Origin of the sequence: Nostoc sp. NZL (assembly GCF_015714705.1) — a bacterium.
Lineage (GTDB): Bacteria > Cyanobacteriota > Cyanobacteriia > Cyanobacteriales > Nostocaceae > Nostoc > Nostoc foliaceum_A.
In genome coordinates this window covers 1-20,844 of sequence record NZ_WBKL01000125.1, presented here as the reverse complement: position 1 = coordinate 20,844, position 20,844 = coordinate 1, and the positions used below count along the sequence as shown (strand labels likewise).

Sequence of the window (20,844 nt, the reverse complement as noted above, 5' to 3'; positions counted from 1 at the left end):
AAATATATCTATTAATTCATTTTTAAAGTCATCTTTAAATTTGCACTGATTAATTGCTATTTATGAATTTTCTGTGTTATTTATTGTATTCAGTAATATGACTAATACCATGCTAGTTATTTAGAGCCATAAAAATAAAAACTGACTAGAGGTAGTTGACAGATCCCTAGTGAGTAATAGCTGATAAAAACATCCCTAAAAAATAATGACTATGCCAAAGCAAAACGACGTTTCCAGGCATATTGTTCTTACTTCCCATCCTAGTAGCTTTGGCCCTAAACCAATCCCCATTAAATGGGGAGCAGCCAATCCTATGGAACGTGGGCCGATTATTGCTACGCTAACTAAGCAGGCACATCGCAACGTGATTGGCACTCACTCTGGCAGTTATGCAATTTATCGTGCTCTAGCAGTGGCTAGCGGTGCTTTGCAGTCGGATCATCGGGCGGATCTGACGAATACATCCCCAGTAGAGCATATTGGGCCTCACCCTAGTTGGGCTGACCCTAATAAGATAGTATCCCTCGACCCCTTTGGAGGTATCGCATCTGAGATGTTCGCATTCTATTGCCAACAGGGATATGATATTCGTCCAACGATCGCCATTACTCAAGCTCACATCAATATGCCAGAACTGCAAGATGCAGTAGACAAAGGTCGTTTGCAGATAGATGGCAAGATTATGAAACCAGGCGGTGATTTGGTTGTCACCAAAGCCGCAGTTGAACCTGTTTGGTATTTACCAGGAATTGCCAAGCGTTTTGGTATTGCAGAAGCACAGTTGCGTCGCGCTTTATTTGAACAAACTGGGGGGATGTTTCCAGAATTGGTGACGCGATCGGATTTGGAGGTGTTTTTGCCGCCAATTGGAGGTGTGACAGTATATATTATCGGTGATTTGGCTGCGATCGCTGATCCCAACAAACCTGTAGCTGTGCGGGTTCATGATGAATGCAACGGTTCTGATGTGTTTGGCTCAGATATCTGCACCTGTCGCCCATATTTGGTACATGGAATTGAAGTGTGCGTCCAAACGGCACAGGAAGGCGGTGTCGGTATAATTGTCTATTGCCGCAAAGAAGGCCGCGCTTTAGGAGAAGTGACGAAGTTCTTAGTTTACAATGCTCGGAAGCGTCAAGAAGGAGGCGATCGCGCTGATGCCTACTTTACTCGTACAGAATGTGTCGCCGGAGTGGAAGACATGCGGTTTCAAGAATTAATGCCAGATGTGTTGCATTGGTTGGGCATCACTCGCATTGATCGGATGGTATCGATGAGTAATATGAAGTACAACGCCATAATTCAGTCGGGAATTGAGATTGTCGAAAGAATACCCATCCCAGAAGATTTGATTCCCCCAGATGCACGGGTAGAAATGGAGGCTAAGAAAGCTGCTGGATATTACACTACAGGGGATGTGTTAGATGCAGATGGTTTGGCTGAGGTGAAGGGACGGACTTTAGACTAGTTAAGAGGTGTAGGGAACATGCCGTCCCCCTACGGGTGATTTACAGGAGTTCTAGAGTGGAAGAGAGAAAATTAATCGCATATCTTCGTTCTCCTGTGGCAATTCGGGAACGTTGTGGGCAACTGTTTGCATTGGTAATTGAGGGTGAGTCGCGTTATTTTACTTGCGATTTAACGCAGTTGACAAAGGTAGCAGATTATGTAATTGAAGTCATGCGCTGCGAGTACCCTAGTCTCAAAATTCCGTTTCACAGTCGTTGGCGACATTTTGAGGTTGGGGGTGTACCGCGTTTAGCTCAATTAAATAGCCAGTTAGCGGGACTAACGCCTCTAGAAAAAGCTGCTGCTAAGTTTGATTTGGCAATTGTTAGTGTCTTGTTAGATGCGGGTGCGGGGAATAATTGGCATTATAATGAGCAGGAAACTGGTTTAAATTTGGTGCGATCGGAAGGGTTGGCTGTAGCCAGTTTCCAAATGTTTTGTCAAGGGACTTTTTCGAGTAATAATTTGCCTCAGGTAGATGCTCAAAGATTGCAAGCATTTACAGAAACAGAACTCACAACTGGGTTTCAGGTAAATACAGAAAATCCTTTGGTGGGAACTTCTGGACGTTTGAGATTATTACAAAAATTAGGTCAAGTTTTAGTCTCTTCACCTTATTTGTTTGGCGATGAAAAGCCTCGTCCAGGGAATTTGATAAATTATTTGTTGGGCAAATCTCAAAACGGGCAGTTAGCAGCTGCAACTGTTTTCAGTGCGGTTTTGGAAGGGCTGAGTGAAATTTGGCCTAGCAGATTAGAAGTTGCTGGGGTGAATTTGGGAGATGTTTGGCAACATCCAGCAGTTGCAGATGATGGTTTAGTACCATTTCACAAATTGTCTCAGTGGCTGACATACTCTTTATTAGAACCACTACAGGAACTCGGTTTAGTAATTACTGGTTTAGATGCCCTGACTGGACTACCAGAATATCGAAATGGGGGATTGTGTATTGATTTGGGACTGATTAATGCAAAACATCCAGATGTTTTGCGATCGCCCCACTCAGTAGCATCAGAAGTTATAGTTGAATGGCGTGCTTTGACTGTGATTCTTTTGGATAAAATTGCCGCCACAGTGCGCGAAAAGTTGGGTATGAGTCCCGAACAACTACCACTAGTAAAAATTCTGCAAGGGGGAACCTGGACAGCAGGGCGTAAAATTGCCGCCGAACTCAGAATAGCTGGTACATCCCCTATCCAAATTGATAGTGATGGTACAGTATTCTAGCTATGAACTACTACCGATGATTTAAAATCAGAGAAAATAGCCCTTTACCTGTAGCTAATCCTCTAATAGGTGTAGAGTCTAAATAATATATTTATCTAATATGTGTTGAGTACTAGTTAATAATAATTTAAACTAGATATTACCCATTTTCATGCTTATATAACTATAATGCATATGCTATAAATAGCCATATATATCATGAAAAATTCATTAGCTGAAACAGCAAATTTACTTCGCCAAAATATCAAAGAATATTTGCGATCGCTTAACCATTGGTTTTTAGATACACCAGAAAGGGCACTCTTAGAAGCTCAACAAGCAGCTCAAAGAATTAAAAACATTGAAATAGAACATTTTAATGGCGAAAAGATATCTACACAATCAGTAAATTATACTGAAAATGTAATGTCTTATTGGCAAGTATATCTCAATAAAAATTTAACTATTATCAAGGTAAGACTTGTAGAATTTCGCCTTAGTCGGAGAACTTTAAATATTTCTAATTCTGTATTATTAGAAAATTTGAAAATTATTGATGAAGTTGTAGAAAAGTACGCTATCAAGGATGAACTAATTAACAAAATTGCATTAAAATCAAATCTTCAAACCCTAAAATTTAAGCAAAGCAGTATTATCAATGATATCAAACCCACACCTCCATCTCAAAAAGCTGAAGTTTTTCCGAGGTCTATTGGTAAAACAGTTAATAGGATTAAAGCAGATTTAACACCACAAGCCGAAGAAGAATTTGTTAGAAATCACCGTTTTTCTAGAAATAGGACAAGAATTGCCCTAAAATTTTTGTTAACCTTAATTATCCTACCGATTTTAACTCAGCACTTATCTAAAGAATTTTTAGTAATTCCTATATTAGAAAAAAATAGAGTAAATAATACAACTCAAATTTTTATCAATTCCGACATGGAAAAAGAAGCTCTCCATAAATTATATAATTTTCAACAAAATTTGAGGTTTGAATATTTACTAAATCAAGCACCACCAATTTCTTCAGAGGGAATAAAACAAAAAATAAAAGACAAAGCTATTGAGATATCTGAGGAATTACACATAAAAAACAATAGTGCTATTAGTAATATTTTTGCTGACTTAATATCACTAATTTGTTTCGGTATGTTTGTTGCTCTGAGTAAAAGAGAAATTGTCCTTGTCAAGTCTTTTATAGATAATATTGTTTATGGACTTAGTGATAGTGCTAAGGCTTTTTTAATTATTCTCTTTACAGATATATTCGTAGGGTTTCACTCACCAGATGGCTGGGAGATTATTCTTGAAGGATTGGCAGAACATTTAGGAGTGGCAGCCAGTAGAAACGCCATATTTTTATTTATTGCAACATTTCCTGTGATTTTAAACACTATCTTTAAATACTGGATATTCAGCTATCTGAGCCGCTTATCTCCGTCGGCATTAGCTACATTAAAAGAGATGGATGAATAATTCGTAGTTTCCCCACACAAAAATTCGCTTGCTCTGAACAAAAAATGTGTTTTATCACAACTAAATTGAGTTACTCTAAAATATTAATTATTAACTACGAATTACATAGCTTGCTTCCCGCCTTTAGCGAGTATTACTAATTATTTTGGCGTATTTGTCTCCTGATTCGCTAGGCTATATATATCCTGGTTCTTCCGAAGCGTACTATGGATTTTGAAAGCAAAGCTAATGCCCCAACTCCCACAGACAACATAGAGTTTGCTCAACCAACTACTACCCGTAAGCCATTGGAATTGCTGCGAGATACTGAGGCTTTACTACGCCGCCCAACCGTAGCAACACTATCGCCGATTTTGCCACCAAAACTGAGCAGTAAATTCCAAGCGACCTCATCTTTAGCGGATGACTCCTTTAAGGAACTGGCAGAAATTGACCTAGATACTATTAGTGATTTTGAACTGCGACCTGCACGAATTCTTGTTGGCTTAAGCCTTGTTGGTTTTGGGGCGCTCATGATATTAGTGCTGCTACTGTACTTAAACACGATGCATCCAGAACTCAGGACGGGTGAGCAGATTCGGCAATACTGGTATCAATATGTTTGGTTTGTTAGTTTGGGTGTTACGGGAATGTTTATGTTGGGCCGTGAAGCGATGCGTCCTATGCCAAAGCGGCGAAAATGAAAGGTGGCAAGTGCTGAGTTAAAATTTATCGATTTTAAATTAAAATTCTTTAATTAAGAAATCGTAACTTTAAAAAATTAGTACTTCACAATATGCTTGGGTATAAGCAGCCGTTAGGAAGTTTTATACATGAATTATGATGCTTTCATTGTTCCACCAGGTTCAAAGATTTCTTTGAAAAAAAATTATGACCCAGCTTATAAGACTGATTTTCATCAAAAAGCTGATGCTGCCATCAAACTACAGGCAGATATTGAACGACTAGCTAATTATCAAAATATTCTCTACGCTCAAAACACCTATGCTTTGCTGATTATTTTTCAAGCAATGGATGCTGCTGGTAAAGATAGCACAATTAAACATGTGACATCTGGTGTGAACCCCCAAGGATTTCAGGTGTTTAGTTTCAAGGCCCCCAGTGCGGAAGAATTAGACCATGACTACCTGTGGCGAACCACTAAGGCTTTGCCAGAAAGAGGTCGAATTGGGATATTCAACCGCTCATACTATGAAGAAGTGCTTGTAGTTCGTGTCCATCCAGAGATGCTGAAAAAGCAACAACTTCCCCACTTCCCTGAGGGAAATCAGATATGGAAACAACGCTTTGAAGAAATTAATAACTTTGAAAAATATTTAGTAGACAATGGTGTGATCATCCTGAAGTTCTTTCTGAATGTCTCAAAATCAGAGCAGAAAAAACGTTTTTTAGAACGGATTGAATCTCCTGAAAAACATTGGAAGTTTTCAGATAGTGATGTCCGAGAACGAGCTTTTTGGGATGATTATATGAATGCTTATGAAGAAGTTTTTAATTACACCAGTACGAAATGGGCCCCGTGGTATATTATTCCTGCCGATCGCAAATGGTTTACACGCCTAGTAGTCGCTAATATTATCTGCACAAAATTACAAGAATTAAATCTGCAATACCCCACAGTTAGTGAAGAACATAGGCTGCGACTTTTGCAGGCGAAACGCATTCTAGAAGAGGAAGATTAACCAATGAACTTAACATATAAAGGCAAAAAAAAGGAAATTAGTTAAAATATACTGTATAATTTATTTAAGCAAAGATGCATAATTTTAAATATATTAATCCTCTCTGTATCTAATAATTTTGGTTGGTACTGACAGCCGAAAAATCATGATTCAGATGGCAGAAGATACCAACAATCATCCACCTCACTTTACTAATGCTGCCTTTGACATAGTGGCGATCGCAGCCTCAGCAGGCGGGTTGACTGCTCTAGTTAAAGTGCTATCGACTCTACCCGCAAAATTCCCAGCCGCGATCGCTGTTGTGCAACACCTCGCTCCCGAATATCGCTCACTCATGGCAGAAATTCTCGGTCGGCGCACGCCTCTTACTGTCAAACAGGCAAAGGACGGAGATTGTCTTACCCCAGGAACGGCTTACATTGCTCCACCCAATCGTCACTTGTTGGTTAACGGTGATGGCACGCTTTCCTTATCACAGTCGGAATTAGTCCATTTTTTACGTCCTTCGGCTGACCTATTATTTGAATCGGTTGCAGCTAGTTACAAAAATAGAGCGATCGCTGTTGTGTTAACTGGAACAGGTAGCGATGGCGCAATGGGAGTAGAGGGAATAAAAAAAATGGGCGGTACCGTTATTGTCCAAGACGTAAAAACCGCCGAATTTTCCGGGATGCCCTCCGCCGCAATTCAAACTGGTAACGTAGATTTTATTCTCCCCCTGGATGAAATCTCCAGCGCCCTGGTGACTTTAGTCATGGGTATTGAATCAACTGAGATATTACACCAGTCCCAACTACCGCCTCAGAATTAATTCTGAGGCTAATAGCTAAAGTCTTCTAACGAAAACTAAATAAAGAAGAGGATTGACATAGGAAATTTATTTCCGGCCGGGCGACGGAGGTAATTTAAAATAGTAAAAAATATTAGAATTAATAAACTGGGAAAGTGCTTATGATTGACATTATCATTAGCAAGTCCCAAAATATCAATCAGCCTTCTTTCCTTAATCCTGATTCCCTTTAACTTACCCTGTGACAAAAAATTACCATAGGTAGTATTATTTGAAGTTTGGGTAACAGCTTTTTGGTAAAGATTTCTAAACCAAAATCTAAAATCCAAAATTGGTATGACTGGCACAGAAAAAGACCCCGAATTTGAAAATCTACTAGTTTATCTCAGACAAAGCCGGGGATTTGATTTTACAGGCTATAAGCGCTCGACTTTGATGCGTCGGGTACGCAAGCGAATGCAGCCATTGGCCATAGAGAACTTTGGAGATTATCTAGACTACTTAGAAGTTTATCCAGAAGAATTCAATTATCTTTTTAACACCATCCTAATTAACGTCACCGCTTTTTTTCGAGATTCATCAGCTTGGGAATACTTAGCCGAGCAAATACTACCTAACCTACTTAAGAAGAAAAAAACTTCTGACCAAATCCGCATCTGGAGCGCTGGCTGTGCTTCTGGGGAAGAAGCTTATACCTTGGCAATGTTGATGGCTGAAATATTGGGAGCAGAGGAATTTCGCCAACGAGTGAAAATCTACGCTACAGATGTAGATGAAGAGGCTCTCAATCAGGCTCGCCAAGCTGTGTATTCAGCAAAAGATGTCCAGCAGGTACCTGATGAACTGCGGCAAAAATACTTTGAGATTCTCGGTAACCGCTACGTCTTCCGCCAAGACTTGCGCCGCTCAGTAATTTTTGGCCGCCACGATCTACTTCAGGATGCGCCAATTTCACGCTTAGATTTACTGGTCAGCCGTAATACATTAATGTATTTTAATTCTGAGACTCAAGGGCGAATACTGGCCCGGTTTCATTTTGCACTCAATGATACTGGCTATCTGTTTTTGGGGAAAGCAGAGATGCTGTTGATGCATTCTAATCTTTTTACCCCAATAGACTTAAAAAACCGGATATTTACTAAGGCATCGTCAGTGAATATCCGCGATCGCCTCTTAGTTATGGCAAATACAGTAGAAGACGAATCTAGCAGCCGTTTGTCTCGACACCTGCGGTTGCGAGATTTGAGTTTCGACACAGCAACAATCGCCCAAGTGGTTATTGATAACAATGGCACTCTAGTACTGGTGAACGAGCAGGCGCGGAATTTATTTGCCCTTTCACCCAGAGATTTAACTCGTCCTTTCCAGGATCTAGAGCTTTCCTATCGACCAATAGAACTGCGATCGCTTATTGAACGGGCTTATACCGAACGCCGCCCGATCAACTTGACAAATGTAGAGCGCTATTTATCCAACACAGAAACCCAATATCTGGATGTGCTGATTACGCCTTTGCAAGACACCGACACCAGTTATTTAGGTGTTAGCATCGCTTTTAATGATGTCAGCCGTTACATTAAACTCCAAGAAGCGCTGCAACGCTCCCAAGAAGAATTAGAAACCACCAACGAAGAACTTCAATCTACCAATGAAGAATTAGAAACCACCAACGAAGAACTCCAATCCACCAATGAAGAGTTAGAAACAACCAACGAAGAACTCCAATCCACCAATGAAGAATTGGAGACGATGAATGAAGAACTTCAATCTACTAATGAAGAATTACAGACAATTAATAGCGAACTTTCGCAGCGCACTACAGAACTAAATCGCACAAACATTTTCCTCATCTCTATTTTGAGAAGTCTCCAAACGGGAATAGTGGTAATTGACAGCAGCTTTAATATCTCAATTTGGAATTACATGGTAGAGGATTTATGGGGCTTGCGGACTGATGAAGTACTAGGAAAGTCTCTCTTTAGCCTAGACATTGGGCTACCCGTCGAGCAGTTGCGATCGCCTATCCGCGAGTCCATAACCGGGAAAAAAGAATTTCAAGAAATGATCCTCGATGCTACCAATCGTCGGGGTAGGCAAATAAAATGTTACTTGGCCATCACTCCCCTGCATGGCATTGAAATGCAAGGAGCAGTTTTGATGATGGTAGATGTAGAAAGAGTTAATAGTATGATTTCAAGTCAAGAAATGGAGGAACGCCGGCAGCAGGAATGAAAGAGGGAGGGGGCAGGGGGCAGGGGAGAAAAGAACTTGATTTTCTGACGATAAACCCCGCAAAGTTTCTTTGGTGGACTACTAGTTTAAACTATGGAAAAATCCAAAATCCAAAATTGATTGACTCTGTGTTTACTCAATTACCAACTATTAATGTCCTGAAACAGCCCACTAGCTCTGCTTGGGTTGAACAAGCGATCGCTAACTTAGATATCATCTTACTCGACCACTCGCATTGTGAACGCAAAGCAGCAGGCGTAGCCTTGAACATGATGTTTCGCTACCCCTCCAATACTAAAATGGTTCGGGAACTAACTGCGATCGCCCGCGAAGAACTAGAACACTTTGAGCTAGTTAACCAATGGTTAGAACGCCGGAATATTCCCCTGGCTCCCTTACCACCGCCTCCCTACGGCGCGGGTTTAAAAGCTACAGTCCGCCCTAAAGAACCTGAGCGATTTCTGGATTCCTTACTAGTCACTGGTTTAATAGAAGCTCGCTCTCACGAACGCCTAGGACTATTAGCTGCTCACTGTCCAGAGCCAGAATTAGCAAAATTTTATCGTGGGCTAATGGCATCCGAAGCGCGTCACTACGGTATATATTGGGTATTAGCTGCTACTTACTTTGACAGAGAAATTGTCATGCAACGGCTTGATGAATTAGCAATTGTCGAAAGTGAGTTACTGGCGACTTTGCACCCAGAACCTAGAATTCACAGTTAGTAGACTAACCCAATAGATATGAAGCTTCAGTTAACACACCTGAGACTGCTTGTATCCAACTATAAAGATTCTTTTCTGTTCTACCGGGATCTGCTGAAATTTGATGTCGATTGGGGCGATGAAGATAGCGGATATGCTGAGTTTAATACCGGATATCTCAAGCTGGGTTTGTTCAAAAAAGAATTAATGGCTGAAGTAGTCCCAAGAATCGAACAGCCTTCATATGTTGTCAATCGAGATAAAATTGTCTTGATTTTTGCAGTCGATAACGTGGATGAAGTCTATCAGCAAGTAAAAGATCAGAATGCGATCGTTGTGACTGAACCACAAGATCGCCCAGACTGGGGAATTCGCACAGCTCATTTCCGCGATCCTGATGGAAATCTCATCGAAATCTACAATAATCTAGGAATTATCAGTTAAAAGTTAGCCGCCAACAACTATCCATTATCTGAACTACAAACTTAGTTATTTTAGTTCGCAATCACGAACTTAGCCCTACATCTGGTACACAAGTCCAAGGACCAAATCCTTTTGTAATATCAATGTCAGCGATATAGTAGCGATGCCTGCGGCGGGCTACTATATCGCTGAATTATCTTTGGTAAGCAGAGAAGGGGAGGGGAAGACAATTCTCCTCCCCTTATCGCCTCATTGACACCTTGAGAGTACCGCCTGAAATAGACTCTGCCACAAAAGCTATTTGCTGGGTAAATTGGGATATAGAACCAGGAAAATTTTCTGTGTAAACTTGACCAGCAAATGGTATGAAAAACTATTATCAAGATTTTTTAATTCGTGATTGGGTGAAAAGCGATCGCACAAGAGCCGCCGAAGTCATCAGTTATGTACTATCAGAATACGGTTTGGGTTGGGAACCTAAGGGCGCTGACCGAGATGTGCTGCGAGTAGAGGAATTTTATTTAGCTACTGGGGGAGAGTTTTGGGTAATTGAACACCAAAGCCAGTTAGTAGGTACTGGGGCTTACTACCCTATACACCGTGGTGAAAAAGCCGTAGAAATACGCAAAATGTATCTTTTACCCAGCATTAGGGGTTTGGGATTAGGGAAATATTTGTTACAACAGCTAGAAGCCGCGATCGCAGAGCGTGGATTTGGGCAAATTTGGATTGAAACCGCCAGCGTTTTGGTGGAAGCAGTCAAGCTGTATGAAAGCAACGGCTACACTCCAGCAACGGGAGTAGAAACAACAAGATGCGATCGCGTGTATGTTAAGTCATTGGTCAAAGACTAATGACTAATGACTAATGACAAAGGACAATTCTAAATGCACACTTGGATTAAAAATCTCACAGGCTTACTCAATCTTTTTCTCCAATCCCATTGCCCTCTGTGCCAACGTGCAACCTCGCAAGAATTCTGTCAGAACTGCACCAGACAACTGCAAAAATGTCAACGAAAAGACCCGATTTCTTTATGGCAAGAGCCAATACCAGTATTTGGCTGGGGGGAGTATGGTGGCCCGGTGAAACGAGCGATCGCAGCGATGAAATATGAAAATCAACCCCAAATAGCTCGTCCCTTGGGTCAATGGTTAGGAGAAGCATGGTTGTTAAATTCACCGAGGCGAGATAGCCAGCCTGTGGTAGTTCCCATCCCACTCCACCCTAGCAAGCAAAAACAACGTAAATACAATCAAGCCGCACTGATAGGACAAAGCTTCTGCGAAATAACTGGATTAAAATTGAAACTAAATGGTTTAGCAAGAGTGCGAGAAACTGAAGCGCAATTTGGTTTATCGGTATCTAAACGAGAACAAAACTTGGCTAAAGCTTTTGCTGTTGGGCAAGAATTTCGCCGTCGTCCTCCAAATGTCCCAGTGCTGTTAGTGGATGATATTTATACTACTGGTGCTACTGCCAGGTCTGCTGTGCAAACACTTAGTCAGTATGGAATTGTGGTCTTAGGATTAGTAGCAGTAGCCACTGCGGTCAAAGACGGATAAATCAAGAATTAATGGGCAAGCTTTAGCAGATAAGTGCATAAATTGACCGAATTACCCTATTTCTGTAGAAACAATTGCTTGAAATGTATGAATAAAGTTTTTGCGGCGGGTTTAAAACAACTCATCATCATTCCTGCCACATTGCTGGCAATAGGCATAAGCACAAGTGCAGCTTTTGCTCAAAATAAATTGTATAGTCCAATTCCTTTATCTAACAGTACTGAACTTTCCGATAGCCTTTCAGATAAAGACATTCCCACAGGTCAGGGTGGGTTTGCTCGTGATTACACTGTGAGGTTAGAGAAGGGCGATAATTTAGCAGTTGACCTGTCATCTGAAAACTTTGACAGTATCATCACCCTGCTAGCACCTAACGGATCGACTCTGGCAGAAAATGATGATGGCCCAGATGGTAGTAGCAATTCCCTACTATTTACCCGCATCGTAGAGACAGGGAATTATGTTATTCGTGTCCGGTCTTTTGGGGAAACTGGGGTTGGGGCTTTTAAACTCAAGGTGACAAAGCTGCAACCTATTAAATGAAGTAGTCATTAGTCAGGAGTTAAAAATTCTTTTCCTGCTCCCTGCTCCCTCATTTTTTAAAAAACTGTCAGTACACAGAGAAATAAGGCTTCTGTCCACTCAACGACTGCGCCGTAGGTATCTCCTGTGTGTCCACCTAGTTTGTGGTTGAACCATGCACCAGTTAAAGTAGCGATCGCACTTCCAGCAACTATCATTGCCAGTGCGAGAAATAGCTGCTGTTTATCTATTAGCACAAGTAAACCACTCAAACCCAACAACAACAACAATCCCGGTAACAAATCTCTGTAAGAACGAATGGCTTGTTTGTGAAATGCACCTTTGCCAGTTGGTTTCAGATAAGGATATCGGGCGATCGCTAGCTGCTGTCCCCAACGTCCCCAGCCACAAGCTGCTATCAGCAATAACCAACGGTTTTCTGGCATATCTGTCAAAGCAGTTATTTTTAGTAATACCAAGGCGATCGCTGCCATTGCTCCAAAAGCACCTGTGGCGCTATCTGTCATCACCTCCAGCCGCCGATCTGGGTCGCCCACTGCTAAACCATCGGCAGTATCCATTGCCCCATCTAAGTGCAGTCCTCCAGTTATGGCAATCCAAACACTGACTACTAAAGCACTACGAGTTAACACTGGCATACCAATAAAATCCATCCCCGTATCCAGTAACCCCAAAATTCCCCCAATTATCAATCCTATAAGCCAAGCAAGACGTGCCACTCCCCCAAATTCCAATCCGTTCAAATACGGCATAGGAATAATCGTGTAAAATATAATACTTGCTGCCAGCTTTAACAGCAGCTTTTTCCACCACTGTTGCTGTTTCGTCATCTTAGTTACATTAATATTTGGTTAATTGCTGGATAATAGACTTGGGTTTGTTACAACCGATATGAACAGACTTTAAAACTTTAGATAAGATTTACTTCTATTAGAGATTCTCCTTGAAAATTTTGTTATGCTGTTCTAAGTGGTAAACCAATAATCACAGTACTTTTTATACAAAAACGAATGATTCAGGAAATTAAAATTCCATCAGGAATCAAAATTGGTGTTTTGTATTCGTTAAGTAAAAACTTACTCCAGATTAGTTAGACGATTGCCCCACAAAATTGATATTTTTTTAAATGTAGGGAGTAAACAAGCTATTCAATTATGACAGTTTAGCTATGTTGTTGCTCTCCTTAGCTCAATCGCTATTTTCCTATGAGTCACCATCTACCCGACACCAGGATACCAGCTCCGTGCATTATTAACACGGGCATCATTGTGAATAAGCTCGACATCCGGCGATTGCTGACAGATTTAGGTCGAGTCCACTACATCTACACCCAAGAAGATAAGATACTGAGCGAGGGTGAAGGGGATGTGATGGAGGTTTTCGCCAATCCGCAAAGGTCTACCTTAGTGGCTAACCACGCGCTATATCTGAATGTTTGTAGTTTTGATTACTTGGAACTAAAACAGTCATCGCAACAGGAAACCTATTTTGATTTGATGCAAGAAGGAGTGTGTCTGCGGTTGATTCCCCGATCAACTCCCATACAAGAGCGACGAGAGCGAAACTTCAATGTCAGCGCCATAGAAGCGATGATGGAGCAAGTCCTCTCAGCCAGATGGGATGCAGAAATCGACGATGACTGTTCTGATTCTTTCTAAAATAGCAACTGTCATACCATTTTTATCAAGGAAGGCAGAAAATAGAGGGCAGTTGAAGAGAGAAGAAAACTGCTCTCTGTTTTCTGCCGCAGGCATCGCGGCAGGTTGCGCCATCGCCCTTAGAGCAAGGGCTTAAACCAAAAGCACTGAACGAGAGTTAAGTGGCTTCAAATCAGTAGGGATTGAATCCCCTCCTGCCCCCTGTCCCCTGTCTCCTGCCTCTTTCAATGAGACTGCGCTTTATTCATGTAGGAGCAATATCCTTCTTCTAACGGAGACACTACGCGTAGCTTGTTTCCACAAAGTGGTATGGGAAGCCTTCGGCTACATGAATTGCCCCTACAATCGTATAGTTTTGGGTAAGTCCTATAGGCGCATCTTCAAAAATCTAAAATGGTATGAGTGCGAATTTTTCCTTTGAATGTCTTGCTTGCTGTAGCCAAACCAAAGCTAGAGCAGGAGTGTTTTTTACTCCTCACGGCGTTGTAGAAACCCCCAGATTTATGCCAGTGGGAACGCTGGCAAATGTCAAAACTATCACTCCATCTCAGCTACGAGATACTGGGGCGCAAATGATCTTATCGAATACTTATCATCTTCACCTACAACCTGGAGAAGCGATCGTGGCTGGGGGTGGTGGGTTGCACAAATTTATGGGTTGGAACGGCCCAATGCTCACAGATTCAGGTGGGTTTCAGGTCTTCAGCTTAAGCGAGATGCGAAAAATTACTGAAGAAGGCGTAACTTTCCGCTCACCCCATGATGGGCAAATTATTAACTTGACCCCAGAGCGCTCCATTCAGATTCAAAATACTTTAGGGGCAGATGTGATCATGGCCTTTGATGAGTGTCCACCCTACCCAGCAACTCGCCAAGAGGTAGAAACTGCAACTGAGCGCACTTATCGTTGGTTAGAACGCTGCATTACGGCTCATCAACGCAGTGAACAGGCTTTGTTTGGGATTGTGCAAGGGGGCGTATATTTGGATTTGCGTTGCCGTGCAGCAGAAGCTTTGGCTAAGTTAGATTTGCCCGGATATGCCATTGGTGGCGTGAGTGTGGGAGAACCGCCAGAATTGATGGCTGAGATTGTGAAAGTCACAGCACCGCTTCTACCGCCTGAAAAGCCGCGTTATTTGATGGGTGTCGGTACTTATCGGGAAATGGCGATCGCGATCGCATCTGGTATAGATTTATTTGATTGCGTAATTCCCACCCGTTGGGCAAGGCATGGGACGGCAATAGTCCAAGGCGGACGCTGGAATTTAAAAAATGCTAAGTTTCGTGAAGATTTTACGCCATTAGATGAAACTTGTCCTTGCTACACTTGTCAAAATTTTAGCCGGGCTTACATATCTCATTTAGTGCGATCGCAAGAAATTTTAGCTTATACTTTGTTGAGCATTCACAACATTACCGAACTAATTCGCTTTACGCAAAAGATTAGGGAAGCAATATTGAGCGATTGCTTTGTTACAGAATTTGGTCACTGGCTCAACTCATCTGAATCAGCACCAGATGAGGGGGAAATTACAAATGACTATTGACAAATTATCAAGACCCAAACCATGTTAAGATATCTCTCAATTATGAAAGCTGTGTTGGATAGTTGGATTTAAACAAACATGGAAGCAGGACTTTTATTAGCAAAACTGCCTGAAGCTTACCAAATCTTTGATCCTTTGGTGGACGTTCTCCCAGTCATCCCTGTATTCTTCTTGTTGCTTGCTTTCGTTTGGCAGGCAGCCGTGGGATTTAGGTAAGTTAATCTATTTTTCAATTTATAGGACAGGTACTATACCTGTTCTATTTTTTTGTGGCGATATATTTTATAAAATTAATATTTATTAATATTTTGTAATGATTTAATATAATAAATAAGATGTGAATCAAGCCATGTCAATATGAAGCCTTGAAAGCCAAGCTTAGAGTCAAGGAGGAATTAGTTATGGGTAATATCAAATTCGTTAAAGAGAATAAAGAAGTAGTGGCGGCAGATGGTGCAAATCTCCGACTCAAAGCGATGCAAAATGGCATTGATATATATACATTCATTGGCAAGATGACCAATTGCGGTGGTAATGGTCAGTGTGGTACTTGCGTTGTGGAAATAGTCGAAGGAATAGAAAATCTCTCCCCCCGCACAGACGTAGAAAACCGAAAATTCAAAAAAAAGCCAGAAAATTACCGCCTTGCCTGTCAAACTTTAGTGAATGGCTCAGTCAGTGTGGTTACGAAGCCTTAACTTTTGTGGGATCAACCGTGGTTAGCATGTGAGAAAGTAAAAAATTTGGGCTAACTCTGTCATTGATGATGCTATCCTAATGTTGTTGACTGGAAATTTAAGAGAGGCTTTCTTGCCATGCAAGTTAATGACCTGGGGTTCGTAGCGAGCATTTTGTTCGTACTAGTCCCCACTGTGTTTTTACTAATTCTGTACATCCAAACTGCTAGCCGCGAAGGTGGAAAAGATAGTTAAAAGTTTGTGTATCAAATAAAAAACCCCTGCACTAGTCGTGTAGGGGTTTTTATTTATCTACCACTAACTCTATTTTGCCTTTAAGCGATCGTCCGCGCCAACAGTACTGGACAAGTGGCATTGACTCGAACATAATCAGACAAGGAAGAACCGATGAGTCTGTCTATATCGACAAAACTCTTAGCGATCGATGGGCGGCGATCAGGAGAACCGAGCAATAATAAGTCTACATTCAACTCCTCTGCCAATCGACAAATTTCTTCACCAGGTTTGCCACTGCTGATATAAGAACGAGATTGGATGCCCTGTTTTTCAGCTTCTGCAACTGCGGCTGCTAAAACTGGATTTTTGTCTGAACTAACTTCAGTTATTTCCGATTTTTTACCGCCTAAGTCTGTAGTCACATTTGCCAAAATTAACTGGCCTCCCTGAATATCTCGCAGTAAAAACAGTGCCAATTTCAAGCAGTTTTTTGCAGAATCAGAGTTGTCTATTGCCACCATAATGCGCTTAATTCTTTTCACATAAATGTCATCTTTTACCAGCAACATGGGGCGAGAAGATAGCTGAAAAACATACTGGCTGACTGAGTTCGATAAAATCGATTGCAGCCGCTTAAGTCCGCGTGAACCCATAATAATCAAGTCAGCGTCGATTTCATCAGCTACTTGGCAAACTACATCTTTGGGGTCGCCTTCGCGCAAAATTGAAGAAACCTCGCTAGGGTCTAAGTTCAAAGTTTGGATGGCATTCGCCAGAATTTTACCACCATTTTCCCATTTAGTTGTCATGGTAGCAGCAGTACTTTGTGCCTGAACAACATGCAAAATTGTAACTTTTGCAGATTGAATTGAAGGGATTTCTTTCAGGGTTTTGAGCATTTCTTCTGCGTGTCCCAATCCCGATACAGCCAGCAAAATTCTTCTTATCATATTACGTAATTTTTGTTAAGTTTACTTTTGTTTTCGCTGTTAGTACTTGGCTCTGGTAAAATTTTTACCGCCTTGCTCGACAACCTAGTTAGTAAGTTGGTACAAATAAACTTTATTTTTTAGTATTTAACACTCAAACAAATGAATAAGTAAACAAATGTTTAGATTTATTTGCACCTAGTTACTTAAACTCTCAACTAGACTTCAATTATTAAGCATACTCTCAACTTAGCCTGAAGAACTTAATAAATTATGATGTTAGTTATTATTTTTAATCTATGTTAATTTTTTTTAATTATAAATTAGTTAAGTATTGCAAAGAAATGCCAAAATAACTCATCAGAAAAATTTATTCACTGTAAGCCCTAACAGGCGATCGCTCAGGCTTGAATAGTCTACGACTAATTCTAAATTTTCCCTATTATCCGCCTTTTTTAAAGTCTCTTGCAGTTTTGGGAACTCAGATAGGATTGCCATATTCCAAGAGCAGAAAATGTAGGATAACAACATCCGAATTCAGATGTTCTAATAGTAAAAATCATATTTAATACTATATTGAAACCCCCCAAATAGAATCTGTGGGGGTTTGTTTGATTACTGATGAGATTCGCTTAACTTAGATGCGCCCCTGGCTGGTTGTCCGTTTTGGACTACAAACGAAACTAGGGTTTTCACAGAGGAATTCAAGTCTCAGTTGTCGGATTGGGGCATGGGAAGAATTTTGTGGGACATTTAGACCCCACAGAACTGCCACTACAGGCACTTTTGGCAAACCCTTTTTTAATTACGAATTACGTTAGCGTAGCGGTAGCGAGTCCGCGAGCGTCATTACGAATTACGAATTATTTAAAATCTGCCATTTCCCTGAACAATGTGCTTGACGGTGGTCAAAGTTTCCAGGCTGATAAATCCCCGACGATGACCTTTTTGGTTAGACATGCCAAGAAATACTGAATCTCCCCGCGAGGGGTTGCGGGAAAAACGCGGGGAAGTGTTGATGTAGGTAGAAGCACTGTTAACTCCTAAGGCAAACTGCCGACTTTCCTGGTAGGATTCAGTAACGATAGAGTCGGCATGACCACTGCTGTGTTCATTAATCCAGGCGATCGCACCCTCTAAGCTATCCACAAGTTTAAAAGCCACTGTCCTAGTTAAATAAGGGTTTCCCCATTCGCTTTCCTTCACCAGCTGCAACTGGGGAAAGGCTTCTACTAGTTCTGCATCCCCTTTAATTTCAAAGCCTTTTTCCATCAAGCTGTTCCACAGAACTGCTAAAGATGATGGCAAGGCTTGGCGATGAATTAGCACCTTTTCAATGGCATTAACTTGGTCTGGTTCGCTCTGATGGCTATTAAAAATCATCCAGCGCACCATTTCTAAGCTGCTATTGAGCGACCAGTAGAGATAACAGTTACCCATTGCTGACTTTAAGACTGGGCAAGTTGAGTGTCGTACTACCTGCTGTATTAAGGTAGTACGTCCGTAGGGAATTACTAAATTCACATACTGGTCTTGGGTAACTAAATCCCGAATCGAAGCACCATGTTCTGCTGTGATCAGTTCTAGACAGCCTGGAGCTAGACCAACTTCTGCGATCGCACTTTGCAGTATCTCAGCAATGACCGCGTTAGAATGGCTAGCTTCAGTACTGCCTTTGAGAATAATACTATTGCCAGTTTTGATACAAAAACCCGCTGCGATCGCCCCTAAATCTGGGAACGCTTCATAAATAAATCCAATCACTCCCAAGGGCATTAACTGGGTGTAACTTTGGGAATCTTCCAGTTGATAATCAGCCGTTCTGACGCGCCGCAGCGGATCTGATAATTCCCCCAACCGTTGTAAAATGTCCACGGTCATCTCTAGCCTTGTGGGAGTCAGCTTCAGCCAGTCCAATATCAACTCTGGCACTGCCATTTCTCGACTGGCTTCTAAATCCAAAGTATTGGCTTCTAGAATGTCGTCAAATGAGCGCTCAAGAGCTTGTGCCATTGCCAGTACTGCACGACTTCGGTCTGCTCCTTTTGTGATCCCCAACTTTAGGGAAGCATGATAGGCTCGTTGGGCACTAGTAATCGGTTCGGGGTGGTCATCCAAAACTTCAACAGTCATTGAGTTAACGTCTGTAGGTAAGCCAGACCATTAGCGCTGGCAGAATAGCCAATAGCACCGCCACCATTGCCCAAGCAATAATGCTGGAACCATTTGCCAATCGCAGTGCTAATGGCAGCCATATAATCACTAGCACGAAAATAATGCCAAGTGCTATAGGCAGATAGCTTTCTCCCAAGCGGGGATGGACAACATGCCAACTATTTCCCATCCAACGCCAAGCCCGTTTGTAGGGATAGGTGGTAGAAAGCTGTTCTAGGACATGACCATTATCTTCTACTACAAAGATTTGCTGACAGCGATCGCAACCAAATGCTTCTGTCAGCGTAATCGGAATTAACTGACCCCGGCGACGACAGGGACAGGGATATTCGGTATTGAAGTCTATTTTTTCAGGTTTTTGAGATTGCACAAGCGTTCTAATAACTTGGGCGTGTTTTACACGAATTACGAGAATATAAGTCTTGGTAAATGCCTGATAAGGCTTCTCTATTATTTATATAGATGGACAGGCGTTCCAAACATCGCCATGATTGCAAACAGTAGATGCAGCCAAATTTAAGTATCGTAATTGCCATACCAGTATAGGATCGTCTGTTTGAAGTCTTTCCCAGTAGCTGGCAATCTTGTTTAAAAATTTCCTTCTCTTCATCTGTTGCTTTCAAGGTAAGTGGTTGCGTTTTTGAGCATTTATTATGCTGACACATCTGGTACAATTTTAAGCCTACGTGGCGATCGCTCCTAAAACAAATCGTTTGGGAAGGCTACGCTCATAAACAACAAACACCAATAAACCCCCTAATTTTCTTTTAGGTCACTGTATATTACTATCCAGTTATCAAGGTTATGTCGGGATTACGTCCAATCTCTATTGCTTGCATTTCACAAGCGTTTCAAGAGCGGGAATTGCCAAAACATCCAGAGCGTGTGTGTGACTCTTTCTCCAAATAGATTGTGGCTAACTTCACTGCTAAAAAACGCTTTGCACCTGACTGCACTACTATTTAACTAGCCACCTTTAGTCCAGTGTAATACACCCTACATAAAACGAATTGATTACACTTGTAAAGATTGTAGCCAAGCTAATGTATATCTACACCAGCCTAAAGTTGGGTTTTATATTTCTTAGCAAGTGGGCAATATTCAAATTGATTGAGTAGACGATTGTTTGCTCGATCTGTCCACATTGGGAACGGTTCACAAAAGTGGAGCGCAAATCGACGAACACTTCATTGCACCCTAAAAATACTAAACCCCTTGGATTTGAAAATTCCAAGAGGTTTTAGTTGGAAGCGGGTGACGCGATTCGAACGCGCGACATTCACCTTGGCAAGGTGACGCTCTACCACTGAGCTACACCCGCAATCAATTGCCATATATCAATATCTCAAATTTATCCCTAATTGTCAACCCCTTAATTTATTTATTTTAGTCATTAGTCATTAGTCATTAGTCATTAGTCATTAGTCATTAGTCATTAGTCATTAGTCATTAGTCATTAGTCATTAGTCATTAGTCATTAGTCATTAG

The 20,844-nt window shown here is 41.4% G+C and carries 21 protein-coding genes and 1 tRNA gene; 17 read left to right on the top strand and 5 right to left on the bottom strand.

Annotation, left to right across the window (positions count from 1 at the left end; genetic code table 11):
• Window positions 1-211: 211 nt before the first annotated feature.
• The 12 genes from F8R90_RS17935 to F8R90_RS17880 all read left to right on the top strand — a co-directional run bounded on the left by F8R90_RS17935 (window position 212) and on the right by F8R90_RS17880 (window position 12,133).
• Window positions 212-1,468, top strand: a complete 1,257-nt coding sequence (locus F8R90_RS17935) for a GTP cyclohydrolase II (RefSeq protein WP_196511842.1) — start codon at window positions 212-214, stop codon at window positions 1,466-1,468.
• A 56-nt stretch (window positions 1,469-1,524) separates the two neighbouring features.
• Window positions 1,525-2,736 (top strand): URC4/urg3 family protein, encoded by a 1,212-nt coding sequence (locus tag F8R90_RS17930; RefSeq protein WP_331000678.1) that lies wholly within the window; start codon window positions 1,525-1,527, stop codon window positions 2,734-2,736.
• Window positions 2,737-2,934: 198 nt separating this feature from the next.
• On the top strand, window positions 2,935-4,194 hold the full coding sequence (locus F8R90_RS17925) for a proton extrusion protein PcxA (RefSeq protein ID WP_196511841.1): 1,260 nt from the start codon (window positions 2,935-2,937) through the stop codon (window positions 4,192-4,194).
• Between the two features lie 206 nt (window positions 4,195-4,400).
• Window positions 4,401-4,877 (top strand): hypothetical protein, encoded by a 477-nt coding sequence (locus tag F8R90_RS17920; protein WP_196511840.1) that lies wholly within the window; start codon window positions 4,401-4,403, stop codon window positions 4,875-4,877.
• A 129-nt stretch (window positions 4,878-5,006) separates the two neighbouring features.
• Window positions 5,007-5,876: a polyphosphate kinase 2 family protein gene (locus F8R90_RS17915; RefSeq protein ID WP_196511839.1), complete on the top strand. Its 870-nt coding sequence runs from the start codon at window positions 5,007-5,009 to the stop codon at window positions 5,874-5,876.
• A gap of 145 nt (window positions 5,877-6,021) precedes the next feature.
• Entirely contained in the window at window positions 6,022-6,687 is a 666-nt protein-coding gene (locus tag F8R90_RS17910; protein WP_196511838.1) for a chemotaxis protein CheB, read from the top strand.
• A gap of 315 nt (window positions 6,688-7,002) precedes the next feature.
• Window positions 7,003-8,898, top strand: coding sequence for a CheR family methyltransferase (locus tag F8R90_RS17905; RefSeq protein WP_196511837.1), 1,896 nt, complete (start codon window positions 7,003-7,005; stop codon window positions 8,896-8,898).
• A gap of 128 nt (window positions 8,899-9,026) precedes the next feature.
• A complete protein-coding gene (locus tag F8R90_RS17900) occupies window positions 9,027-9,623 on the top strand; it encodes a tRNA-(ms[2]io[6]A)-hydroxylase (protein ID WP_196511836.1) in 597 nt (198 codons plus the stop codon).
• 18 nt (window positions 9,624-9,641) lie between these two features.
• On the top strand, window positions 9,642-10,046 hold the full coding sequence (locus tag F8R90_RS17895) for a VOC family protein (protein WP_196511835.1): 405 nt from the start codon (window positions 9,642-9,644) through the stop codon (window positions 10,044-10,046).
• A 344-nt stretch (window positions 10,047-10,390) separates the two neighbouring features.
• A complete protein-coding gene (locus F8R90_RS17890; RefSeq protein ID WP_196511834.1) occupies window positions 10,391-10,879 on the top strand; it encodes a GNAT family N-acetyltransferase in 489 nt (162 codons plus the stop codon).
• A gap of 33 nt (window positions 10,880-10,912) precedes the next feature.
• Complete coding sequence (locus F8R90_RS17885) at window positions 10,913-11,590, top strand: ComF family protein (RefSeq protein ID WP_196511833.1); 678 nt, start codon at window positions 10,913-10,915, stop codon at window positions 11,588-11,590.
• Window positions 11,591-11,677: 87 nt separating this feature from the next.
• Window positions 11,678-12,133, top strand: a complete 456-nt coding sequence (locus tag F8R90_RS17880) for a PPC domain-containing protein (RefSeq protein WP_190893865.1) — start codon at window positions 11,678-11,680, stop codon at window positions 12,131-12,133.
• Between the two features lie 56 nt (window positions 12,134-12,189).
• On the opposite strand, the gene cobS is transcribed toward F8R90_RS17880, so the two are convergent.
• Window positions 12,190-12,963, bottom strand: coding sequence for an adenosylcobinamide-GDP ribazoletransferase (cobS, locus tag F8R90_RS17875; RefSeq protein ID WP_196511832.1), 774 nt, complete (start codon window positions 12,961-12,963; stop codon window positions 12,190-12,192).
• Window positions 12,964-13,338: 375 nt separating this feature from the next.
• Here cobS and F8R90_RS17870 point away from each other — a divergent pair, with 375 nt between their 5' ends.
• From F8R90_RS17870 to psbM, 5 genes are all read left to right on the top strand, one after another.
• Complete coding sequence (locus F8R90_RS17870) at window positions 13,339-13,791, top strand: hypothetical protein (RefSeq protein ID WP_190893867.1); 453 nt, start codon at window positions 13,339-13,341, stop codon at window positions 13,789-13,791.
• A 398-nt stretch (window positions 13,792-14,189) separates the two neighbouring features.
• A complete protein-coding gene (gene tgt, locus F8R90_RS17865) occupies window positions 14,190-15,338 on the top strand; it encodes a tRNA guanosine(34) transglycosylase Tgt (RefSeq protein WP_196511831.1) in 1,149 nt (382 codons plus the stop codon).
• A gap of 78 nt (window positions 15,339-15,416) precedes the next feature.
• Window positions 15,417-15,554: a photosystem II reaction center protein K gene (locus F8R90_RS17860; protein ID WP_190893869.1), complete on the top strand. Its 138-nt coding sequence runs from the start codon at window positions 15,417-15,419 to the stop codon at window positions 15,552-15,554.
• A 185-nt stretch (window positions 15,555-15,739) separates the two neighbouring features.
• A complete protein-coding gene (locus tag F8R90_RS17855) occupies window positions 15,740-16,036 on the top strand; it encodes a 2Fe-2S iron-sulfur cluster-binding protein (protein WP_196511830.1) in 297 nt (98 codons plus the stop codon).
• 117 nt (window positions 16,037-16,153) lie between these two features.
• Entirely contained in the window at window positions 16,154-16,270 is a 117-nt protein-coding gene (gene psbM / locus F8R90_RS17850; RefSeq protein WP_138497365.1) for a photosystem II reaction center protein PsbM, read from the top strand.
• 80 nt (window positions 16,271-16,350) lie between these two features.
• Here psbM and F8R90_RS17845 read toward each other — a convergent pair whose 3' ends face one another.
• The 4 genes from F8R90_RS17845 to F8R90_RS17830 form a co-directional block, all read right to left on the bottom strand.
• Window positions 16,351-17,202, bottom strand: coding sequence for a universal stress protein (locus tag F8R90_RS17845; RefSeq protein WP_196511829.1), 852 nt, complete (start codon window positions 17,200-17,202; stop codon window positions 16,351-16,353).
• 846 nt (window positions 17,203-18,048) lie between these two features.
• Entirely contained in the window at window positions 18,049-19,314 is a 1,266-nt protein-coding gene (locus F8R90_RS17840; RefSeq protein WP_196511828.1) for a glutamate-5-semialdehyde dehydrogenase, read from the bottom strand.
• Between the two features lie 4 nt (window positions 19,315-19,318).
• Entirely contained in the window at window positions 19,319-19,726 is a 408-nt protein-coding gene (locus F8R90_RS17835; protein ID WP_094348002.1) for a hypothetical protein, read from the bottom strand.
• 879 nt (window positions 19,727-20,605) lie between these two features.
• Window positions 20,606-20,677: transfer RNA gene (locus F8R90_RS17830), tRNA-Gly, on the bottom strand.
• Window positions 20,678-20,844: the final 167 nt, after the last annotated feature.